The 18,279-nt window shown below is 68.9% G+C and carries 22 protein-coding genes; 9 read left to right on the forward strand and 13 right to left on the reverse strand.

The annotated features are described in order from the left end of the window. Positions 1-44 precede the first annotated feature (44 nt). Positions 45-623: an NADPH-dependent FMN reductase gene (locus tag NDI65_RS08255; protein WP_310893552.1), complete on the reverse strand. Its 579-nt coding sequence runs from the start codon at positions 621-623 to the stop codon at positions 45-47. Between the two features lie 97 nt (positions 624-720). Between NDI65_RS08255 and NDI65_RS08260 the strand changes: the two genes are divergently transcribed. Beyond that, a complete protein-coding gene (locus NDI65_RS08260) occupies positions 721-1,062 on the forward strand; it encodes a DsrE family protein (protein WP_310893553.1) in 342 nt (113 codons plus the stop codon). Positions 1,063-1,073: 11 nt separating this feature from the next. Here the strand turns inward: NDI65_RS08260 and NDI65_RS08265 are convergent, their stop codons facing one another. The 4 genes from NDI65_RS08265 to NDI65_RS08280 form a co-directional block, all read right to left on the reverse strand. Beyond that, positions 1,074-1,718, reverse strand: a complete 645-nt coding sequence (locus NDI65_RS08265; RefSeq protein ID WP_310893554.1) for a helix-turn-helix domain-containing protein — start codon at positions 1,716-1,718, stop codon at positions 1,074-1,076. Positions 1,719-1,752: 34 nt separating this feature from the next. Next, positions 1,753-2,754: an alpha/beta hydrolase gene (locus NDI65_RS08270; RefSeq protein ID WP_089777574.1), complete on the reverse strand. Its 1,002-nt coding sequence runs from the start codon at positions 2,752-2,754 to the stop codon at positions 1,753-1,755. Between the two features lie 108 nt (positions 2,755-2,862). Beyond that, complete coding sequence (locus NDI65_RS08275; protein ID WP_089777575.1) at positions 2,863-3,780, reverse strand: A/G-specific adenine glycosylase; 918 nt, start codon at positions 3,778-3,780, stop codon at positions 2,863-2,865. 51 nt (positions 3,781-3,831) lie between these two features. Further along, a complete protein-coding gene (locus tag NDI65_RS08280) occupies positions 3,832-4,755 on the reverse strand; it encodes a hypothetical protein (RefSeq protein ID WP_089777576.1) in 924 nt (307 codons plus the stop codon). Between the two features lie 132 nt (positions 4,756-4,887). Between NDI65_RS08280 and NDI65_RS08285 the strand changes: the two genes are divergently transcribed. Continuing rightward, positions 4,888-5,211 (forward strand): hypothetical protein, encoded by a 324-nt coding sequence (locus tag NDI65_RS08285; RefSeq protein WP_004969267.1) that lies wholly within the window; start codon positions 4,888-4,890, stop codon positions 5,209-5,211. A gap of 46 nt (positions 5,212-5,257) precedes the next feature. Here the strand turns inward: NDI65_RS08285 and NDI65_RS08290 are convergent, their stop codons facing one another. The 4 genes from NDI65_RS08290 to NDI65_RS08305 all read right to left on the reverse strand — a co-directional run bounded on the left by NDI65_RS08290 (position 5,258) and on the right by NDI65_RS08305 (position 8,340). Beyond that, entirely contained in the window at positions 5,258-5,713 is a 456-nt protein-coding gene (locus NDI65_RS08290; RefSeq protein WP_089777577.1) for a hypothetical protein, read from the reverse strand. Between the two features lie 68 nt (positions 5,714-5,781). After that, positions 5,782-7,101: an aminotransferase class III-fold pyridoxal phosphate-dependent enzyme gene (locus tag NDI65_RS08295; protein WP_089777578.1), complete on the reverse strand. Its 1,320-nt coding sequence runs from the start codon at positions 7,099-7,101 to the stop codon at positions 5,782-5,784. A gap of 274 nt (positions 7,102-7,375) precedes the next feature. Beyond that, positions 7,376-8,179: an IclR family transcriptional regulator gene (locus tag NDI65_RS08300; RefSeq protein WP_089777579.1), complete on the reverse strand. Its 804-nt coding sequence runs from the start codon at positions 8,177-8,179 to the stop codon at positions 7,376-7,378. Continuing rightward, positions 8,176-8,340 carry a hypothetical protein gene (locus tag NDI65_RS08305; RefSeq protein WP_167344109.1) on the reverse strand — a complete coding sequence of 55 codons (165 nt, stop codon included), beginning with the start codon at positions 8,338-8,340 and terminating at the stop codon, positions 8,176-8,178. Before NDI65_RS08305 ends, NDI65_RS08300 begins: the two co-directional genes overlap by 4 nt. A 106-nt stretch (positions 8,341-8,446) precedes the next feature. Between NDI65_RS08305 and NDI65_RS08310 the strand changes: the two genes are divergently transcribed. The 6 genes from NDI65_RS08310 to gatE all read left to right on the forward strand — a co-directional run bounded on the left by NDI65_RS08310 (position 8,447) and on the right by gatE (position 14,737). Continuing rightward, a complete protein-coding gene (locus NDI65_RS08310; RefSeq protein WP_089777580.1) occupies positions 8,447-9,487 on the forward strand; it encodes a DUF1611 domain-containing protein in 1,041 nt (346 codons plus the stop codon). After that, positions 9,484-10,539, forward strand: coding sequence for a dipeptide epimerase (locus NDI65_RS08315; RefSeq protein WP_089777581.1), 1,056 nt, complete (start codon positions 9,484-9,486; stop codon positions 10,537-10,539). The genes NDI65_RS08310 and NDI65_RS08315 overlap by 4 nt, the downstream gene beginning before the upstream one ends. Before the next feature lie 78 nt (positions 10,540-10,617). Continuing rightward, positions 10,618-10,881 (forward strand): BolA family protein, encoded by a 264-nt coding sequence (locus NDI65_RS08320; RefSeq protein ID WP_089777582.1) that lies wholly within the window; start codon positions 10,618-10,620, stop codon positions 10,879-10,881. A 124-nt stretch (positions 10,882-11,005) separates the two neighbouring features. Next, on the forward strand, positions 11,006-12,415 hold the full coding sequence (locus tag NDI65_RS08325) for a class II fumarate hydratase (protein WP_089777583.1): 1,410 nt from the start codon (positions 11,006-11,008) through the stop codon (positions 12,413-12,415). A gap of 235 nt (positions 12,416-12,650) precedes the next feature. After that, entirely contained in the window at positions 12,651-12,815 is a 165-nt protein-coding gene (locus NDI65_RS08330; RefSeq protein WP_013035362.1) for an HVO_2901 family zinc finger protein, read from the forward strand. Between the two features lie 47 nt (positions 12,816-12,862). Beyond that, positions 12,863-14,737 carry a Glu-tRNA(Gln) amidotransferase subunit GatE gene (gene gatE, locus NDI65_RS08335; protein ID WP_310893555.1) on the forward strand — a complete coding sequence of 625 codons (1,875 nt, stop codon included), beginning with the start codon at positions 12,863-12,865 and terminating at the stop codon, positions 14,735-14,737. Between the two features lie 43 nt (positions 14,738-14,780). On the opposite strand, the gene NDI65_RS08340 is transcribed toward gatE, so the two are convergent. Together NDI65_RS08340 and NDI65_RS08345 are read right to left on the reverse strand one after the other, a co-directional pair. Next, positions 14,781-15,308 carry a hypothetical protein gene (locus NDI65_RS08340; protein WP_310893556.1) on the reverse strand — a complete coding sequence of 176 codons (528 nt, stop codon included), beginning with the start codon at positions 15,306-15,308 and terminating at the stop codon, positions 14,781-14,783. A 1-nt stretch (position 15,309) separates the two neighbouring features. Further along, complete coding sequence (locus tag NDI65_RS08345) at positions 15,310-16,230, reverse strand: M48 family metalloprotease (protein WP_089777586.1); 921 nt, start codon at positions 16,228-16,230, stop codon at positions 15,310-15,312. A gap of 173 nt (positions 16,231-16,403) precedes the next feature. Between NDI65_RS08345 and NDI65_RS08350 the strand changes: the two genes are divergently transcribed. After that, the gene (locus NDI65_RS08350) at positions 16,404-16,865 is read left to right on the forward strand and encodes a MaoC family dehydratase (protein ID WP_089777587.1); all 462 of its coding nucleotides are present in this window, start codon (positions 16,404-16,406) and stop codon (positions 16,863-16,865) included. Positions 16,866-16,881: 16 nt separating this feature from the next. Here NDI65_RS08350 and NDI65_RS08355 read toward each other — a convergent pair whose 3' ends face one another. Together NDI65_RS08355 and NDI65_RS08360 are read right to left on the reverse strand one after the other, a co-directional pair. Continuing rightward, positions 16,882-17,661, reverse strand: a complete 780-nt coding sequence (locus NDI65_RS08355; RefSeq protein WP_089777588.1) for an RNA methyltransferase — start codon at positions 17,659-17,661, stop codon at positions 16,882-16,884. Continuing rightward, entirely contained in the window at positions 17,658-18,248 is a 591-nt protein-coding gene (locus NDI65_RS08360) for a hypothetical protein (RefSeq protein ID WP_007273325.1), read from the reverse strand. The genes NDI65_RS08355 and NDI65_RS08360 overlap by 4 nt, the downstream gene beginning before the upstream one ends. Between the last annotated feature and the right edge of the window lie 31 nt (positions 18,249-18,279).

Raw genomic sequence — 18,279 nt, forward strand, 5'->3', positions numbered from 1 at the left:
GTCGGCGCGATAGAGACGGCGTGACGGCACCGCGTGGCCGCGTTTCAGTCGTCAGCGCCGACGTTCTCGCCGCTTTCGAACGTCGGCGGCTCCGGCTCGATGTTGGCGTAGACGACCGCGTCGCGGCCGAGTCGTTCGACCCGCTCGCGGAGGTCTTCGCTCGTGATGTCGTCGCCGTCGAACGACGAGGAGACGCGGGGGATGGCGACCTGATGCGGGAGCACCCACGAGTTCAGCGACCGGCAGACGGACCGGAGGTGTTCGAGGGCGGTCACGGGGAACGACCCGCCGGCGACGGCGAGCAGGCCGACGGTCTTCTCGCCGAACTCGTCGAAGCCGCAGTAGTCGAGGGCGTTCTTGAGGACGCCGGAGTACGAGCCGTGGTAGACCGGCGTGCCGAGGATGACCGCGTCCGCGCCGTCGACGACGCGGACGAGTTCGTCCGAGTCGCCCTGCTCGTCGTAATCGGCGTTCAGCGGCGGGAGGTCGTACTCGCGGAGGTCCACGAGCTCCGTCGTGCCGCCGGCGGCGGACGCGCCTGCGAGGACGTGTTCGAGCGCCAATCGGGTGTAGCTGTGGTCGCGGAGACTGCCGCAGACGGCGACCACGTGTGGTTGCGTCATACCCTGTGTCTCCGTGACTGCGTGAAAACCTCGTCGGCCGCACCCGGTCGTGTCGGACGGGCGCAACACACAGGGAGCCGGGGGACGAAAGCCGGATATGAACGTCGTCTTCCACGTCTCCAGCGCCGACCTCGGCGACTGGCGGCACGCCATCCGCAACGTCCGAAACCTGCTCGACGACGAGACGGTCGAGACAGGGAACATCACCCTCCTCGCGAACGGCGACGCGGCGCTTCTGTTCCTCGCCGACTCGCCCGTCCGCGACCGCCTCGACCCGCTGTTCGAGGCCGGCGTCCGCTGTTGCGCCTGTCGGAACTCCCTCGACGGCCGCGGCGTCGACGCCGACCGACTGGCCGACGGCGTCGAGGTCGTCCCCTCGGGCGTCGGCGAACTCGCGACGAGACAGGCGGCGGGCGACGCGTATCTGAAAGTGCCGTAGGCGTCGGCGCGCTACCCCGAATCGACGAACTCCCGGAGCACCGTCGCCTCGGCTTTTCGAAGCAGTTCGCCGGCCGTGCTCGTCGAGCAGTCGAGCGCGTCAGCCACGTCCGCGACCGACCCCTCGCGAGGGATTTCGTAGTAGCCGGTCGAGACGGCGGTCTCCAGCGCGGCCCGCTGGCGGTCGGTGAGTTGCGACGGGGACCGCCGCCGGTCGAAGGGCCGCACGCGCTCGACCGTGAGTTCGCCCAGCGCCGCGATGTCGTCGTAGAACGCGCTGAGCGCCGACACCTCCCCGACCGCCTCGAACCGGACGGTCCCGGCGGCGTGGAACACCACCGGCGGGAGGAATATCACCCGCGAGTCGGCGATGACCCCGAGAAGCGGGTCCGCGAACTCGTAGTCGCGCTGGTGCAGGAAGCCGTAGGTCCCTCCCGCGCCCTCGACGAAGTGCGCCCGCACGAGCGAATCGACGCCCGAGACGAGCGCGTCGGCCGCGTCTCGGTCGCCGTCGAACCAGAACAGCGTCGTCGCGTCGGCGGTCGGACTCCACATCAACAGCTCCGCCCGGTCGACCGGCGAGTCGCGTATCATCCCCCGCTGGAGCGGATGGACCAGTCGGTCCGGGTAATCGACCGAAAACTGGGCGTGTTTCATTCCGTTTCGGAGAACAGTTCCGCTGACCGATACATCAAACGCGGTGATGCGATTCGGCGGGGGCCGTCGGTTCCGACGGGCCAGCCGAATCGACCGGGTCGAGCGACCGCGCGGCCCGGCGCTGTTCGTCCAGCACGCCGGGAGCGCTTCGGAGGAGCGTCCGGAGGTGGTCCGCGCCGCGTACTTCTCGAAGTCGCGCGCCGGATATCTCCGATTCGAGGCGTCTCACGCCGGCTATCGGGACGTTCGTGTCGGCGTCACCGTGCCACAGGGACACGTCGGTCTCGATGTCGTCGAGGGGGACGTCCCACGGCGCGGCCGCGGTTCGGAAGTCGTCGACGACGCCACGTCGCGACCGACTGACCGCCGCCACGAAGTCGTCTCGGACCACCACGGCGACCCCGTCCGGAACCGTCTCGGCGTCGTCGGCCGTGTACTGCGCGACGACGACTGAGGGGTCGAGCACCCCGGCGAGCCACGCCTGTCCGCGGAAGAGATAGCTGAGGAGCGCCGGCGCGTTCGTCGCCAACCACGACAGGAACCGCTGTGTTCGGGGCGTCTCCTCGCGCGTTTCCGGTGGGACCGCCCCGGCGACGACGCTCACGTGTCGAACCCCGTCCGGCCGCGCCGCCGCGACAGCCAGCGCGTCGCGGCTCCCGCCGGAGAACGCGACGAGCCCCGCCGACTGCGCGCCGATGTCGTCGAGAAGCGCGTCGAAGAAGTCCCCGGAGGGAGTCGGCGCGGACCCCTGGCTCGGGTCGCCCGGTTCCTCGGACGTCGGGCGCGACGACGAACGACCGTAGCCGGGTCTGTCGGGGGCGAGCACTCTGATTCCGCGTTCCTCGGCCGCCGCGTCGAACAGCGCCCCGAGCAGACGCGACCCCGGCGCGCCGTGGAGGAACACAACCGGAACTCCGTCGGAATCGCCGTACTCGGCGTACGTGAGTCGCCGTCCGCCGTCCAGCGCGAGGGTCTTCGCTTCGGCGGACTCGGCGGCTTCACGAGGGTCGGACGGCGACGCGTCAGGTGTTGCCATCGACTGTACGTAGTCGGAGACGGGGAGTGCGACTGGTGCCGGACTAGTGCGGTGGGATAAATGCGGGCGGCGAGTCGGTCGCGGCGAGAACCGCCGGCGGAGCGCGGGCTACTTCGCCAGCGAGACGCGGACGCCGTCGTCACCTTCTGCGACATCGACGAGGCCGTCTGATTCGAGGTCGTCCACGAGGCCGCGGAGCCACTCCGCGCCCGTGTCGCCGCCGTAATCGACGCGGACCCGCGGCCCCAACTCCGAGAGGCCGAGTTCGTCGTACTCGCCGAGCACCCTGACGACCCGCCCGCGGAACTGCCGGCGGCTTCCCTCGAAACTCGGTTGCGTCGGCACGTCGGGCGCGGTGAAGTCGCCCGTCTCGTAGGCGTGGCAGAACCGCCGCCACGGGCAGCCGGACTCGTCGCAGGTCGGCGTCTTCCCGCAGGCGACCCCGCCGAGTTCCATGATGGCGTTGTTCCAGACGCGGGACTCGCCGTCGGGCATGAGTTCCGAGGCGGCGGCCTCGAACGCCGCGTCGTCGTCGGGGACCGCGAAGGCGCGGTGGAGCACCCGCTTGACGTTGGTATCGACCACCGCGTCGCCGTTGTTGAACGCGAAGGAGGCGACCGCGTTGGCGGTGTACGGGCCGACGCCCATCAGTTCCGAGAGGCCGTCGGGCGTCCGGGGGAACTCGCCGCCGTGGTCTTCTTCGACCTGCCGGGCGGCCTCGTGGAGGTACTTCGCGCGGTTGTTGTAGCCCAGTCGATGGTCCGTCCAGAAGCCGACCACGTCGGCGCGGTCGGCCGCCGCGAGGTCGGCCGCCGTCGGCCACTCGTCGAGGAACGCCTCCCACGCCTCGACCACGCGGCCGAGTTGGGTCTGCTGGCTCATCACCTCGGAGACGAGAATCTCGTAGGGGTCGTCGGTGCGCCGCCACGGGAAGTCCCGGTGGTCGGCCTCGTACCACTCGGTGAGCGCGGACTGGACTGCTTCGCGGTCGAGGTCGGCGGGGAGTTCGGACGGCGCGTCGCTCATCGCCCCGGCTTGGGACGGCCCGCGTTTAGCCGTGGCGATGCCGAACGGTCATCAGACGACCGTGTTTACGAGGTCCACTTCGTACGTGGTTCCCTCGTACTCGACGAGCGGGGGACCGCGGCCGGTCGCCCGATTCTCCGATATCTCGTATAGCCGGTCTTTGAGCGCGTCGAAGTCGTCGGAGAGCGGTTCGCACTCGTCTACCTCTCCCTCGATTGCGCGTTCGAACACCGCGCGCTCGGCGTCGGAGAGGTCGTCGAGCGGAACGACGAGTTCCTCGTGAACGAAGGCGGCGAACGCCGCCCGGTCTTCGCCGACCTGTTCGAGCGTGTATCTGAAAGTCTCCTCTTCGACGGTTCGCGTCTCGCCGACGGTCACCTCGAACGGTCGCCCATCGTAGCGTACCCAGACGGTTCCGGCGTCGATGAGTCGAGAGTCGGCACCGTCGGGATAGACGTACGCGTATCCGCCGACCGAGAATCCTCGCGGGCCGTCGCCGTTCTCGAAATTCTCGCTCGGATACGCGGCGAGGAACGCCTCGCGGTCGGCCTTCGGGAGTTCGGCGAAGTCGAAGACGGTCGCTCCAACCGTCGGCGGCGACTCGTTTCGGTCGTATTCGATTCCGACCTCGCGGGCGGTGCGTTCTCGCGTCTCGGTTCGCTCGCGTTCGACGCGGTAGTACGCGCCGTCGTGTTCGACGTAGTCGCCCGAATCGAGCGGGAGATGGCGGTACGTACTGTACGTAGCCTCCCCCTCGTTGGCCGCAGTTGCGACGAGATTCGACACCGTGTCTGCGTGCTCGTGGAAGTCCTGCGTCACGGTATCGACCAGTTCGGGGTCGGAGAGTGCCGTCGCTTCGAGCGAGTAACTGGAGGGACAGCTACTGCCGGGGAGCCCGCCGAGACAGCCCGAGAGAAGGGCCGAACCGGCCACGAGGCCGCCGAGGAGGGAGCGGCGAGAGAGTTCCGGGGACATGCGCGGAAATTGCCGAATCACCAGTAAGTGTCTTCTGTCGGGGACCGCCACCACCGACCGACCGGCGGGACGCACAGCGAACAGCTACCGCGGTCGAAACGCGTATCCCCGTGACGGCCCCATCGCCGGGCGATGACGCTCGACGAACTCACAGACGACGTTGACGCGGCCTACGGAGACCTCGGCGACAGCCTCGACGTGTCGCTCGACCGCGAGACGCGACACGAACTCGCCATGCTCGTCGCCCTGTTCGACCCCGACGACGCGGACGAACTCGTCCGCCGGGCGGTCCACGCGCTGTTCCAGTCGGAACTCGACCGCGGCCAGCTCGACTTCCACCTCCGGCAGGGCTACGACGTGACCTACGACGAGTACCTCGCGGGGATGACCTACGAGGAGATGACCGGGCAGTCGCAGGCCCCGCCGCGGGACGACGTGCGACGCTACCAGATGTAACCGCGGCCGAGGTTGGGTATCTGTAATCGCGGTCGAGACGGGGCGTTCAGACGATTTCGGCCTCGATTTCGACGCCGTCGATGCGGCGGTAGCGGTGGGCTCCGTCGTCGCCGTCGCCGTCGCTGTCGTCGCCCCGGACGACTTCGAACGCCCGGAGGAGCATCACCAGTCGCTCCTCGCCGAGGGTGGCGCGGAGGACGACGCCCTCGCCGGTGACGACCACGTAGGGCGGTGCGGCGACCGGCGGCGCGGCCATCGGCCGGCCGGTGGCAGTCACCGCGTCGGCGAGCGCCCGCGGCAGGCGAGAGAGCGCGCCGGAGCCGTCGAGGGCGCGCCTGAACGGGGGTACGACGCGCTCGCGGTCGGTCACCGAGTCGCCGTCCCACTCGGCGGCGACGGCGATGGCGCACTGGCCGACGACGGTCAGCAGTCGCTCGTGGTCGTCGCGGAGCACGCGGACGGCCTCCTCGGCGGCCCCGGTGGCGGGTGTCACGTCAGTCACGACCCGAGGTGCGTCGTCCCCGGATAAAAACCTCCGTCGAGTCGTCGGGTCGGGCGGCGACGGCGGCGCTAGGGTGCGGCCACGCCGACCACGTCCGACAGCGCGGCGTCGAGGAGGTCGACCGCGAGGTCGAGTTCGCGCTCGGTCACGTCGAGCGGCGGCAGGAGTCGGAGCGACCGCGCGCCGCATCCGAGGGTGAGCAGGCCGCGCTCGAAGGCGGCGTCGACGACCGCGTCACGGCGCTCTTCGGTGTCGAACTCGACGGCGACCATCAGTCCGAGGCCGCGCACGTCGACGACTTCCGCGAGCGACTCGGTCGCCGATTCGAGGCGTGACCGGAGGGACGCGCCCTTTTCAGCCGCGTTGGCCGCGAGGTTCTGTTCCTCGATGAGTTCCAGCGTGAGCGCCCCCTGCATCGCCGCGAGGACGTCGCCCGCGCCCCACGTCGACGAGAGCCGAGCCTCCTCCTCGGGGAAGACGTCGCTCCGCGAGATGGTCGCACCGACCCGGAGCGCCTTGGCGCTGGTGATGACGTCGGGTTCGAGCGCGTAGTGGTCCGAGGCCCACATCTCGCCGGTCCGCGCGACGCCCGACTGAATCTCGTCGGCGATTATCGTGATGTCGTGGGCGTCGCAGAGCGCGTTCACCTCGCGCATGAACTCGTCGCTCGGGACGCGGTAGCCGCCTTCGCCCTGCACGGGTTCGAGGATGAGAAACGCAACTTGGTCGGCGGGGAGATGCCCGTTCGCCCCGTCGAGTTTGGCGCGCAGTCGCTCGACGCCCTCCATGGAGTACGGCACGTCGACGATGCCCGACACCTCCGGGAACTTCCGGCGGTGGACCGACTTCGAGCGGTTGAGCGAGAGCGCGCCGAGGGTGCGGCCGTGGAACGCGCCCTCGAAGGTGATGCCGTACTTCGGCGTCTCGCAGTTGTCGTAGGCGATTTTGATGGCGTTCTCGACGGCCTCGGCCCCGGAGTTCGACAGGAACACCGTGTCCATGTCGTACTGGCCCGTGACCTCGGTCAGGAGGTCCATCAGGTGCGCCGGCCCCGGGAGCGACGTGTCGTCGGGCGTGCCGCCCGTGCTGACGTAGAAGTCCTGACCGGCGATTTTCATCGGATCGACGAGGTCGAACTCCCGCAGTCGGTCGATGAGGTCCGGGTTGTTGTAGCCGAGCGGCGCGGCCGCGACGTGGCTCGTGAAATCGAGGAGGACGTTGCCGTCGGGGTCGGTACAGAACGGACCGACCGCGTCTCTGGTCACGTCCCAGACGAAGTCGTAGACGTACGTGCTCGGCGCGGCGGACCGCTGGTGGTACGAGACCCACTGCTCCGCCTTCGGGCCGGGGAACTCACCGACGCTCGGCTCGACCGTGTCTCGGTTCATACGCAACAGATTGGACATACATACATAAAATTTTGCTAAGCAGGCGTATTAGAGCAAGTAATTGTCCGAATGGGTGTTGTTTGTTTCTAAATATCGGAGATGTATTTGATATATACAGGCGGTTCGTCGAGCGTCGACCGGTGCGTTCGTTCGACGGTCGGACGTGGGTCCGGGCGAACAGCGACCAATCGCGGGGGACGGTGTCACACGACACGGCGCGCGCGGTCGCTCTCTCGTTTGATATATCCAGACGCGGCGAACTCGAACGCCGGGGTCACCGATTTCGCTCGAAAACCGCGGTTTCGAGGTTCAGTTCGATGAGATTCGCCGTCTCCGTCACGAGTTCGGGAACCTCGGTCTCGAACCGCTCGCCGGTGAGTCTGCTGGTCGGCGCGGTCACGCTGACCGCGCCGCAAACCGCGCCGTCGACGCCGCGAACCGGCGCACCCACCGAGCGCATCCCGCGGATTTCCTCCTCGTCGTTGACGGCGTAGCCGCGTTCGCGGACCCGTTCGAGTGCTGCGAACAGTTCGTCGCGGTCCGTAATCGTGTTCTCGGTCTGGCCGACGAGGCCCTCGCTGTCGAGTATCGACCGGACCCGGTCGTCGTCGAACTGCGAGAGGAGCGCCTTCCCGCTGGCGCTGTAGTGGAGGTGTTGGGGCGTCTCCCGCATCCTGAGGTGGTAGTCGGTGGCGACGGCGTCGTCGCCGCGACTCTCGTAAATCGTCACCTCGCGGCCCCGGTGTTCGACCGTGAGATGGGCGTACTCGTGGGTGGTGGCGGCGAGCGCGTCGACCTCCTCTTTGCCCGCGCGGTACAGCGGCGTCTCGTTTCTGACGCTCTCGCCGAGGGTGACAAAGCGGAAGCCGAGCCGATAGGACTGCCCCGTTCGCGTGAGGAACCCCTCGTCTTCGAGCGTGGCGAGGTAGGTGTGTATCGTCCCCTTCGACGCGTCGAGTTCCGCGCAGATCTCGCCGAGCGTCGGGTTCGAAAGCCGCTGGACCACGGAGACGATTCGGCTCGCGGTCTGGACCGACTTGATTCGCCGCGGCTCGTCTCCGGCGTCTCCCTCGCTCATCGCTCCTCGACGTGGAACGTCACGCTGTCTGCCAGTGCCTTCGGTTCCGCGTCGGCGACCAGCCGGGCGTTCGCGCCGGAGAGGTACGGAGCGACGAGGTCCGCGGCCTCGGACCCCTCCGCAGCCGCCCCGCCCCGACTCGCTGTGTCGTCCGGACTCATGAGACGACCCGTCGAGGCGCGCCGAGTTATAGCTATCCGAACCCCGACGACGGACCCTCTCATACGAGGGGGCTGACTTTTGCCCGAAAGATGACCCAGCTACAGTATGCATCTGACCGAACGCTACGAGGGCCCCGTCGAGACCATCGTCTTCGCGGAGGGGGCCTTCGGTGAGACGGCGGGAAAGACCGCCAACGGCGTCGTCGCCCACGGGACCCTGTTCGACGTTCGGGCCGTCGTCGACTCCGAGAAAGCCGGCCGCGACGCCGCCGACGTGCTCGGAACCGACCTCGCTGCGCCGCCCGCGGTCGTCCCCTCCGTCGCGGCCGCGTTGGAGGAGGCCCCCGACGCCGAGGCGCTCGTGCTCGGCGTCGCGCCCGTCGGCGGGAGCCTCCCGCGAGACTGGGTTCCGGACATCGAGGCCGCCATGGACGCCGGCTGTGACGTGGTCTCCGGCCTCCACGAGTTCCTCAGCGACGACCCCGAGTGGCGCGAGCGGGCCGCCGCCGCCGGCGTCTCCCTCGTCGACGTTCGAAAGCCGCCCGAAGACGACCTGCGCGTGGCCGACGGGCGCGTCGACGACTGCGACGCCGACGTGGTGTTGACGATGGGGACCGACTGCGCCGTCGGCAAGCGGACGACCACGTTCGAACTGTATCGCGCCGCGCGCGAGGCGGGCCTCGACGCCGGCTGGGTCGCCACCGGGCAGACCGGCGTGATGATCGGTGCCGACGCCGGCGTCGTCATCGACCGCGTCCCGGCCGACTTCGTCGCGGGCGTGGTCGAAGACCTCGTCTGCGACGTGGCCGAGGACCGAGACCTCGTCTTCGTCGAGGGGCAGGCCGCGCTCTCCCACCGCGCCTACTCGGCGGTGACGCTCGGACTCCTCCACGGGGCGAACCCCGACGCGGTCGTCGTCGCCGACGAACCAGGCCGGGACTCGCGCGACGACTTCGACCGCTTCGAGGTCGAACCGCTCGCGGACGAAATCTCGCTCATCGAACACCTGTCTCCGGCGACGGTGGCCGCGGTTTCGACGTGGGGCGACGCCGACGCGGTGACCGCCGAAACCAGCCTCCCAGCCGGCAACGTGTACGCGGACGGCGGGTCCGAGGTGCTCCTCGACGCCGTGTTGGAGGCGCTGTGAGCGACATCGTCTCGGTCGGCGTCGAGGCGCTCGACCTGCCGCTCGTCGAACCGTTCGAAATCGCCCTCGGAACGCAGTACGAGGCCCCGAACGTCCTCGTGACGGTCGAGACCGAAGCCGGCGTCGTCGGCTACGGCGAGGGGTCGCCCGACCACTACGTCACCGGCGAGACGCAGGGCGCGACGCTCGACACGGCGAGGCACGCCCGCGACCTCCTCGTCGGCCGCGACGTGGCGGACTACCGCGCCGTCATCGAGTCGTTGCACGCGACGTACCCCGGCGCGGTGTCGGCGCTGTTCGCCCTCGAAACCGCGATTATCGACGCCTACTGCCGGGAGCGCGAGCTACCGATGTCGGAGTTCTTCGGCGGGACGCCCGACCCGGTGCGGACCGACATGTCGATACCGATTCACCCGCCGGAAGTCGCGGCCGACCGCGCGGCGGCCGCCGCCGAAGCCGGCTTCGAGACCATCAAGGTGAAAGTCGGACAGCGCGTCGAGACCGACCTCGAACGGCTCCGCGCCGTCGCCGAGGCCGCGCCGGACGCGACGCTCACCGTCGACGCGAATCAGGGCTGGTCCGTCTCGGAGGCCGTCCGGTTCGACGACGCCGTTCACGACGCCGGCATCCCGCTTTCCCTGCTCGAACAGCCCGTCACCAAGACGGACGTCTCCGGGCTCGCGAGCGTCAGAGACCGGACGAAGACGCCCGTCGCGGCCGACGAGACCGTGTTCACGCCCGAAGACGCCGTGCGCGTGGTCCGCGAGGACGCCGCCGACGTCATCAACGTCAAACTCGGGAAGTCGGGACTCCTCGGCGCGGCCGACATCGCCGCCATCGCCCGCGCGGCGGGCCGCGACCTGATGGTCGGCTGTATGCTGGAGAGTTCCATCGGCATCCACACCAGCGCCCACCTCGTCTCCGGTATCGGCGGCTTCTCCCACGTCGATTTGGACGCGACGCGACTCCTCGCCGAGGACGTGGTCCCGAAGGAGACCGGCCCCGTCCACGCGCTCGACGGTCCCGGCCACGGCATCACGCCGAGCGTCTGAGCACCGCTCGTTCGCCCGCGACCGATGCACCGACCGCTTCCCGGACGCTTTTTGCCGGCGCGGGCCGCCAGTTGGGACATGGAACTCTCCGCAATCGAGGACCTCATCGAATCGCACATCGAGGACGCCGACGCGACGGTCTCGCGGCCCCGGACGGTCGATCAGGACCACGAGGACGACCACTACGCCGCCGTCGTCGTCTCGCCCGCCTTCGAGGGGAAGTCGCTCGTCCAACAGCACCAGCTCGTCTACGACGCCCTCGGCGACCACATGACGACCGACATCCACGCGATGGAACTGAAGACGTACACGCCCGAGGAGTACGCGGCGCGAGAGGAGTAACTGCGCCGTCGCGGTCGGCGCACTGACGGACGCCGACGGACGCCGACGAGCGCCGGCGGTCGCGGCTGTCAGCGGGGCGCACGGACCAATGGATTTTACCCCCTGCCAAAACGACCCCCGAATCATGGGCGACGATGATTATCGAATCGAGCGGGACAGTCTCGGCGAGATGGAAGTGCCTGTCGACGCCTACTGGGGCGCACAGACCCAGCGGGCGGTCGAGAACTTCCCCATCTCCGGTATCACCTTCGGGCGGCGGTTCGTCCGCGCGCTCGGCGTGGTGAAGAAGGCCGCCGCGCAGGCCAACCGCGACCTCGGCATGATAGACGAGGACGTCGCGGCCGCCATCGTCGAGGCCGCCGACGAGGTCATCGCCAGCGAACTCGACGACCAGTTCCCCGTCGACGTGTTCCAGACCGGCTCGGGCACCTCCTCGAACATGAACGCCAACGAGGTCATCGCCAACCGCGCCGCGGAGATCATGGGCGAGGGCATCGGCGACCGCGTCGTCCACCCGAACGACCACGTCAACTTCGGCCAGTCCTCCAACGACGTGATTCCGACGGCCATGCACGTCGCCTCCCTCGAAGCCGTCGAGAAGGACCTGCTTCCCGCGCTGGAGACGCTCGCCGAGGCGCTCGGCGACAAGGAAGACGAGTTCGACGGCGTCGTCAAGACCGGCCGCACCCACCTGCAGGACGCCACGCCCGTCCGCCTCGGACAGGAGTTCGGCGGCTACCGCACGCAGGTCGAAAAGGGCATCCGCCGCGTCGAGAACGTCCGCGAGCACCTCGGCGAACTCGCGCTCGGCGGCACCGCGGTCGGCACGGGACTCAACACCCACCCCGAGTTCCCGGCGAAGGCCGCCGAGTACATGTCCGAGGAGACCGGCGTCGAGTTCCGCGAGGCCGACAACCACTTCGAGGCGCAGGCGGCCCACGACGCGATGAGCGAGGCCCACGGCGCGCTCCGCACGGTCGCCGGCTCCCTCAACAAAATCGCCAACGACCTCCGTCTCTTGGCGTCCGGCCCGCGCAACGGCCTCGGCGAACTCGAACAGCCCGAGAACCAGCCCGGCTCCTCCATCATGCCCGGGAAAATCAACCCGGTCGTCGCCGAGGCGGTCAACCAGGTCCACAAGCAGGTCGTCGGCAACGACGCCGCCGTCTCCGCCGGGGCCGCCGAGGGCCAAATCGACCTCAACCTCTACAAGCCCGTTCTCGCGCACAACTTCCTCGAATCGGCGAAACTGCTGGCGAACTCCTCTGAAGTGTTCGCCGAGCGGTTCGTCGCCAAGCTCGAAGCCAACGAGGAACACTGCGAGACGCGGGTCGAACAGTCGATGGCGCTGGCGACGGCGCTCAACCCCGCAATCGGCTACGACAAGGCCTCGAAGGTCGCGAAAAAGGCGCTCGCTGAGGACAAGAGCGTCCGGCAGGTCGCCGTCGACGAGGGCTACCTCACCGAGGCGGAAGCCGACGAGGTGCTCGACCCCGAGAAGATGACCCATCGCGGCATCCTCGGCGACGACTGAGCGGGCCGAAAAAACAGTCCACTTTTTGATACGTCGGGGTGAGCGGGTGAACCGCTCTGTTCGGGTCGCGTTCGCGTCGATTTCGGTCAGTTCAGCCGCGGAGACGGTTATATTTACTCGGCTTGCGGTAGCAATCGCACCCCCGTGACGCCGTGACAGTCGCTCCCGAGTGAAGAACTGTCACGAAATCTCGAAAACCGGTATTTTGAAGCTTGATTTTGACGATTATACCAGTATGGCCGGACTGCAACAGCAGCGGGCCCGCGGGCGAGACATGTTGGAGTGTCGAGGTTGTGGGGCCGTATTCCCGGAGGGACGAGCGACGAACGACGGGTGGACGTACGTCTGTCCCGAGTGTGAACAGGTGGAAGGTATCGGCGAGGGTCTGCGCCGTCTCTGACGGCAGACTGAATCCTTTTTTACTCCCCCCGAACGCAGGGAGTACCAATGACCGAGTACGACTACGACTACGAGGACCTCGGCCTCGTGGCTGGGCTGGAGATTCACCAGCAACTCGACACCGAGACGAAGCTGTTCTGCGGGTGTCCGACCGACCTCCGCGAGCCAGACGAGGCGGCGCGCACGTTCTCGCGGTTCCTCCATCCGACCAAGAGCGAACTGGGCGAGCTCGACGACGCCGCGCTCGAAGAGAGCCGCGTCGAACGCGAGTTCGAGTACCTCGCCTACGACTCGACCTGTCTGGTCGAAGAGGACGACGAGCCGCCGCACGAACTCGACCACGAGGCGCGCACGGTCGCCATGCAGATCGCCGAACTGCTCGACATGAACGTCGTCGACGAGGCGCACGTGATGCGCAAACTCGTCATCGACGGCTCGAACACCTCGGGCTTCCAGCGCTCGTCGCTCATCGCGCAGGAAGGCGAGATTCAGACCAGCGACGGTCCCGTCTCCGTCGTCGACCTCATGCTCGAAGAGGAGTCCGCCCAGCGCGTCGAAGAGCGCGATGACGGTGTCCTCTACAGTATCGACCGCCTCGGCATCCCGCTCGTCGAAATCGGCACCGGTCCGGACATCTCCTCGCCCGAGCAGGCGCGCGAGGCGGCCCAGACCATCGGCATGCTCCTGCGCTCGACGGGCAAGGTCAAACGCGGCCTCGGCACCATCCGACAGGACGTGAACGTCTCCATCGCCGACGGCGCGCGCGTCGAAATCAAGGGCGTGCAGGCGCTCGACCAGATCGACGAAATCGTCCGCTTCGAGGTCGGCCGACAGGCGGAACTCGTCGAGATTCGCGACGAACTCCGGTCGCGCGACGCTTCCGTCGGCGACGTGGCCGACGTGACCGACGTGTTCGAGGACTCTGACTCCGGCGTCATCCGCGGCGCGCTCGACGCCGGCGGGAAGGTCACGGCCGTCCCCCTGTACGGCTTCGACGGCCTCGTCGGCCGCGAACTCCAGCCCGACCGCCGCCTCGGAACCGAACTCTCCGACCACGCCAAGCGCCACGGCGCGGGCGGCATCTTCCACACCGACGAACTGCCGGCTTACGGCGTCACCGAGGCCGAAGTAGAGGCGCTCCGCGACGCCGTCGACGCCGGCCCCGAGGACGCGGTCGCCATCGTCGCCGACGACGCCGAGACGGCCGACCTCGCCATCGACGCGGTCGCAGAACGCGCCGCCGTCGCCATCGAGGAAGTCCCCGAGGAGACCCGCGGTGCCAACGACGACGGCACGACGCGCTACCTCCGCCCGCTCCCCGGCGCGGCCCGGATGTACCCCGAGACGGACGTGCTCCCCGTCGACCTCGACCCGAGCGACGTGGAGACGCCCGAACTCCTGACCGAGAAGGTCGACCGCTATCAGGCCGAGTTCGGCCTCGACGCCGGCCTCGCGGAACAGGTCGCCTACGGCCGGAAGATGCCGCTGTTCGAGGAGGGGGTGGACGCCGGCATCGACGCGACGTTCGCGGCGGGCCTGCTCGAATCGACGCTGACCGAACTCCGCCGCGACGACGTGGCCGTCTCCGAACTCACCGACGACCACCTGCTCGCGGTCATGCACCTCGTCGAGGACGGTGACCTCGCCAAGGAGGGCGTCAACGACGTGCTCGCCACCATCGCCGCGGACCCGAGCCTCACGGCCGAGGAAGCCGTCGAGGAGGCCGGCCTCTCCGGCGTCTCCGAGGACGAGGTCCGCGAGGCCATCGCCGAGGTCGTCGAGCGCAACGCCGACCAGGTCGAACAGCAGGGCATGGGCGCGTTCTCCGCGCTCATGGGCGAGGCGATGGGCGCGCTCCGCGGCAAGGCCGACGGCGAGGTCGTCAGCGACGTGCTCCGCGAGGAGATTCAAAAGCGCGCCTGAATCGGCCCCGACTGTTCTCGCCGACCGTCTTTTCTCCCCGTTCTCACGACGTCGAGCGCCCGCCGTCGCGGACGAACCGCCGCCGGACCCACCGACCCGCGTACTCGACGCCGGCCGCGGCGACGAGGAGGACCAACAGCGCAGGTCCGAAGATGAGGAACATCCCGAGCGCGTCCGTCTCGCCGCGGACGTGGAGGAACGCCCACCAGACGAGTTCCGTGACGCCGAACAGGGCGACGAGCGGCGCGACCAGCCCCCGGCGAGCGAACAGCAGGGCCGCGACGACGACGAACCCGGCGAGCAGGAGGAACGAGAACCCGAGGAAGCCCGCCGCGGCCAGCGGGTCCTCGACGAAGCCCGAGGGGAACGCGTCGGTGACGAGTCGCGCGACAGTCCAGACGGCGAGCGCGGCGAGGGCGTAGCCGCCACCGAGGAGCGCGGGCGTCAGAAAACCGCGGGTGCTCCGAGCGCGGGTCGCGTAGACGACGCCGACGGTCGTGAGCGCGGCGGCGACGGCGACGACGTGGGTGAGAAGCCAGTCGCCGAGCACCGGGTCGGGCGAACCGGGCATCTCACCGCACCTCGATTCGCGTCATCGACTCGTCGGCCATCGCGGCCAGCCGCTCGACGCGCTCGTCGGTCGAGGGGTGGGTCGAAAGCAGGTCCGACACCGGGTCTTCGACCTCGACCTCGCCGTACACCCACAGCGGCGACAGCCCGAGTTGCGGCCGGGCGGCCCGCTCTAACTTCCGCAGGGCCGACGCGAGCGCCATCGGCTTGCCCGTCACCTCGGCGGCCCGCGCGTCGGCCGCGAACTCCCGCTTTCTCGACTGCGACCGGACGAACACGGTGAGGCCGAAGCCGAACAGGCCGACGAACTCGTCCAGTCGGAGGCGAATCCGTCCGGCGAGCGTCTCGGGCCACGACCCCGGTCGGCCGCGCATCCACGCCGAGCCGAGGGCGAGCCCCGTCGTCAGGAACGTCACCGGCGAGACGAACAGGTAGCCGACGCCGACGACCGTCTGGAGGACGCTCGCCACGAGCGACTGGACCAGCCCGTCTTTCCGTTCGAGGTGCGCGAGTTCGTGCGCCAGCAGGGCCTCGAACTCGTCGGCGTCGAGGAGGCGGAACAGCGCGGCGTCGAAGACGACCACGTCGCGGCCCATCGGGTCGAGCGCCAGCGCGTTCGGCGCTGAAAAGCGCGCGAGCTTCAGCGTCGGCGGGTCGATGTCCATCCGCTCGGCGAGTCGGTCGCGCAGGCGGTGGACCGACGGCGACTCCGCGGGCGACATGTCCCGCGCGTCGAGTTGGCTGAGCAGGCGCACCGTGCCGAAGCGGAAGCTCAGATAGCCGAGGACGACGGCGACTGCGACGCCGACGACGGCGGCGGTCAGGGGGTCGGGGCGGAGTCGCCAGAGCGTCACCACCGCGAACGCGCTGAGCGCGCTGAGCGAGAGGTAGAACGCGAGGACGACGACGCCGACGGCGACCATCGGGAGGCGAGAGCGACGCGGGGACGTTGCCATCTCGCGTGAGGGTAGGACGCCGGGTCGCAAAAGCTGTCTGGCGCGTCGGGGAAGCGAAGTCGCCGAACGCGACCGGGGGAGCGCGTCGCCCGGACCGCCGGCACCGCTACTTTCTCCACGGGGCCAGTCGAAGTGGGGTCATGCAGTTCTTCGAGGATTTCGCGGTCGGCGACACTCACGAGTTCGGCGCGTACGACGTGACCGAATCGGAGATTCTGGAGTTCGCCGAGCGGTACGACCCGCAGTGGTTCCACACCGACACGGAGCGCGCCGAGGCCGAATCCATGTACGGCGGGGTCATCGCCAGCGGCTGGCACACCACGGCGATGACGATGCGCCTGCTCGTGGACGGCTTCCTCGCCGACTCCGCGTCCCTCGGCGCGAAGGGCGTCGACGAGCTTCGCTGGTGGAAACCGGTGTACCCGGGCGATACGCTCGTCGTGGAAGCCGAAGTGCTGGAGACGACCGTCGAGACCGACAGTCGCGGCCTCGTGGAGATTCGGACGACGACCCGCGCCGAACGCGAGTCGGGCGAGGTCGAGAAGGTCTGTTCGTTCGTGAGCTACGTGATGTTCGCCCGCCGGGACGGCGACGCGGAGTAGCGCGGGGCGCGCCGCGTCAGTCCTCGTCGTCGCGGAAGCGGTCCGGGTCGCGGACGGCCTCGGCGGCCCGGCGGAACACGCCCGTCAGCGTCGCGGCCTCGCGCTCGGTCGGGTGGGCGCGCCCGAGCAGTCGGCGCATCATCCGCGAGGTCTTGGTCCGCTTGTGCTCGCGGTAGTCCACGGCGTCGAGCAGGTCGTCGAAAAAGCGATAGACGACCTCGATTTCGTCCTCGGAGGCGCGCTCGCGCTCCACGTCGGGGAGTTGCGTCTCCTCGACCGTAAAGCGGCGAAGCTCGTACATGAGAATCGTCGCCGCCTGCCCGAGGTTTAACACGGGGTAGCGGTCGTCCGCGGGGATGCAACAGACCTCGTCGAGCATCGCCAACTCCTCGTTGTCGAGGCCGGTTCCCTCGCGGCCGAACACGAGCGCGGTCTTCGTCTGCACCGACTCCAGCGAGTCGGCGATTTCGACCGGCGTCTTGAACGGGTAGCGGACGTGCCGGGTGGAGTCCTCGTGGGAGACCGCGGTCGTCCCGACGGTGTGGAACTCCTCGACGACTTCCTCCAAGGTCGTCTCGGTGGCGTTCGGGAGCACGTCCTCGCGGGCGTGGCCGGCGAAGCCGTACGCCTCGCCGTCGGGGTCCAGTTCCGGCGGGTCGACGAGGCGGAGGTCGTAGATGCCGAAGTTCTTCATCGCCCGCGCGATGGTCCCGACGTTGCCGGGCGTCTCGGGTTCGACGACGACGACGACGAACTCGCGGCCCCGGTCGGCGTCGGCGTCTCGGTCGCCGCTCATCTCGTCGGGTAGTCCGTGTCGAGGTCGACGCCGTCGAGGTCGTCTTCGGTCAGGGGCGTCGCGTCCTCGTCGTCGTCCGCGTCGGGACCGTAATCGCGGAGGTCGATGCGCTCGCCCTCGACGAAGTTCTCCTCCAGCCGGCGCTGTATCTCGTTCGCGTCCGGCGGCGACGGCAGTTCGTCGGGTTCGGTGTCGACGTACTCCAGTCCGCCGTAGCCCTCGGGGGCGCGGCCGCCGTCGGCGAACCACTCGTGGAAGGCGTCGGCGAACACCGCGTCGCCGACGAGGTCGCGGCCGTCCTCCTCGCGGAACCAGTAGAGGAAGTCCGGCTCGTGGTGTTCGCAGAGGAGCACCTCCTCGCGGGGCTCGCCGTAGACGATGGACGCCTGTCGGCACTGCTGTATCTCCTCGTCGCCGTGAATCAGATAGCAGGCGTCGCACGGCTCCTCGACGAGCGAGACGAGGCGCACGAGTCGCTCCCGCGGGTCCTCGGGAATCTCGTCGAGCGGTTTGAACTCGCCCTCGTCGGTGAATATCTCGGCCTCCTCGAACCGCCATCCGCGGAGTCCGACGCTGACCTTCGCCATGGGCCGAGATAGCCGAGCGGCGGATAAAAAT

The organism is Haloferax sp. S2CR25, assembly GCF_031624535.1.
In the GTDB taxonomy this organism is placed as follows: Archaea; Halobacteriota; Halobacteria; order Halobacteriales; family Haloferacaceae; genus Haloferax; species Haloferax massiliensis.

Coding starts and splice junctions, on each gene's coding strand:
- NDI65_RS08255 (WP_310893552.1), bottom strand. CDS start 623: ATGACGCAACCACACGTGGTCGCCGTCTGCGGCAGTCTCCGCGACCAC.
- NDI65_RS08260 (WP_310893553.1), top strand. CDS start 721: ATGAACGTCGTCTTCCACGTCTCCAGCGCCGACCTCGGCGACTGGCGG.
- NDI65_RS08265 (WP_310893554.1), bottom strand. CDS start 1,718: ATGAAACACGCCCAGTTTTCGGTCGATTACCCGGACCGACTGGTCCAT.
- NDI65_RS08270 (WP_089777574.1), bottom strand. CDS start 2,754: ATGGCAACACCTGACGCGTCGCCGTCCGACCCTCGTGAAGCCGCCGAG.
- NDI65_RS08275 (WP_089777575.1), bottom strand. CDS start 3,780: ATGAGCGACGCGCCGTCCGAACTCCCCGCCGACCTCGACCGCGAAGCA.
- NDI65_RS08280 (WP_089777576.1), bottom strand. CDS start 4,755: ATGTCCCCGGAACTCTCTCGCCGCTCCCTCCTCGGCGGCCTCGTGGCC.
- NDI65_RS08285 (WP_004969267.1), top strand. CDS start 4,888: ATGACGCTCGACGAACTCACAGACGACGTTGACGCGGCCTACGGAGAC.
- NDI65_RS08295 (WP_089777578.1), bottom strand. CDS start 7,101: ATGAACCGAGACACGGTCGAGCCGAGCGTCGGTGAGTTCCCCGGCCCG.
- NDI65_RS08300 (WP_089777579.1), bottom strand. CDS start 8,179: ATGAGCGAGGGAGACGCCGGAGACGAGCCGCGGCGAATCAAGTCGGTC.
- NDI65_RS08305 (WP_167344109.1), bottom strand. CDS start 8,340: ATGAGTCCGGACGACACAGCGAGTCGGGGCGGGGCGGCTGCGGAGGGG.
- NDI65_RS08310 (WP_089777580.1), top strand. CDS start 8,447: ATGCATCTGACCGAACGCTACGAGGGCCCCGTCGAGACCATCGTCTTC.
- NDI65_RS08320 (WP_089777582.1), top strand. CDS start 10,618: ATGGAACTCTCCGCAATCGAGGACCTCATCGAATCGCACATCGAGGAC.
- NDI65_RS08325 (WP_089777583.1), top strand. CDS start 11,006: ATGGGCGACGATGATTATCGAATCGAGCGGGACAGTCTCGGCGAGATG.
- NDI65_RS08330 (WP_013035362.1), top strand. CDS start 12,651: ATGGCCGGACTGCAACAGCAGCGGGCCCGCGGGCGAGACATGTTGGAG.
- gatE (WP_310893555.1), top strand. CDS start 12,863: ATGACCGAGTACGACTACGACTACGAGGACCTCGGCCTCGTGGCTGGG.
- NDI65_RS08340 (WP_310893556.1), bottom strand. CDS start 15,308: ATGCCCGGTTCGCCCGACCCGGTGCTCGGCGACTGGCTTCTCACCCAC.
- NDI65_RS08345 (WP_089777586.1), bottom strand. CDS start 16,230: ATGGTCGCCGTCGGCGTCGTCGTCCTCGCGTTCTACCTCTCGCTCAGC.
- NDI65_RS08350 (WP_089777587.1), top strand. CDS start 16,404: ATGCAGTTCTTCGAGGATTTCGCGGTCGGCGACACTCACGAGTTCGGC.
- NDI65_RS08355 (WP_089777588.1), bottom strand. CDS start 17,661: ATGAGCGGCGACCGAGACGCCGACGCCGACCGGGGCCGCGAGTTCGTC.
- NDI65_RS08360 (WP_007273325.1), bottom strand. CDS start 18,248: ATGGCGAAGGTCAGCGTCGGACTCCGCGGATGGCGGTTCGAGGAGGCC.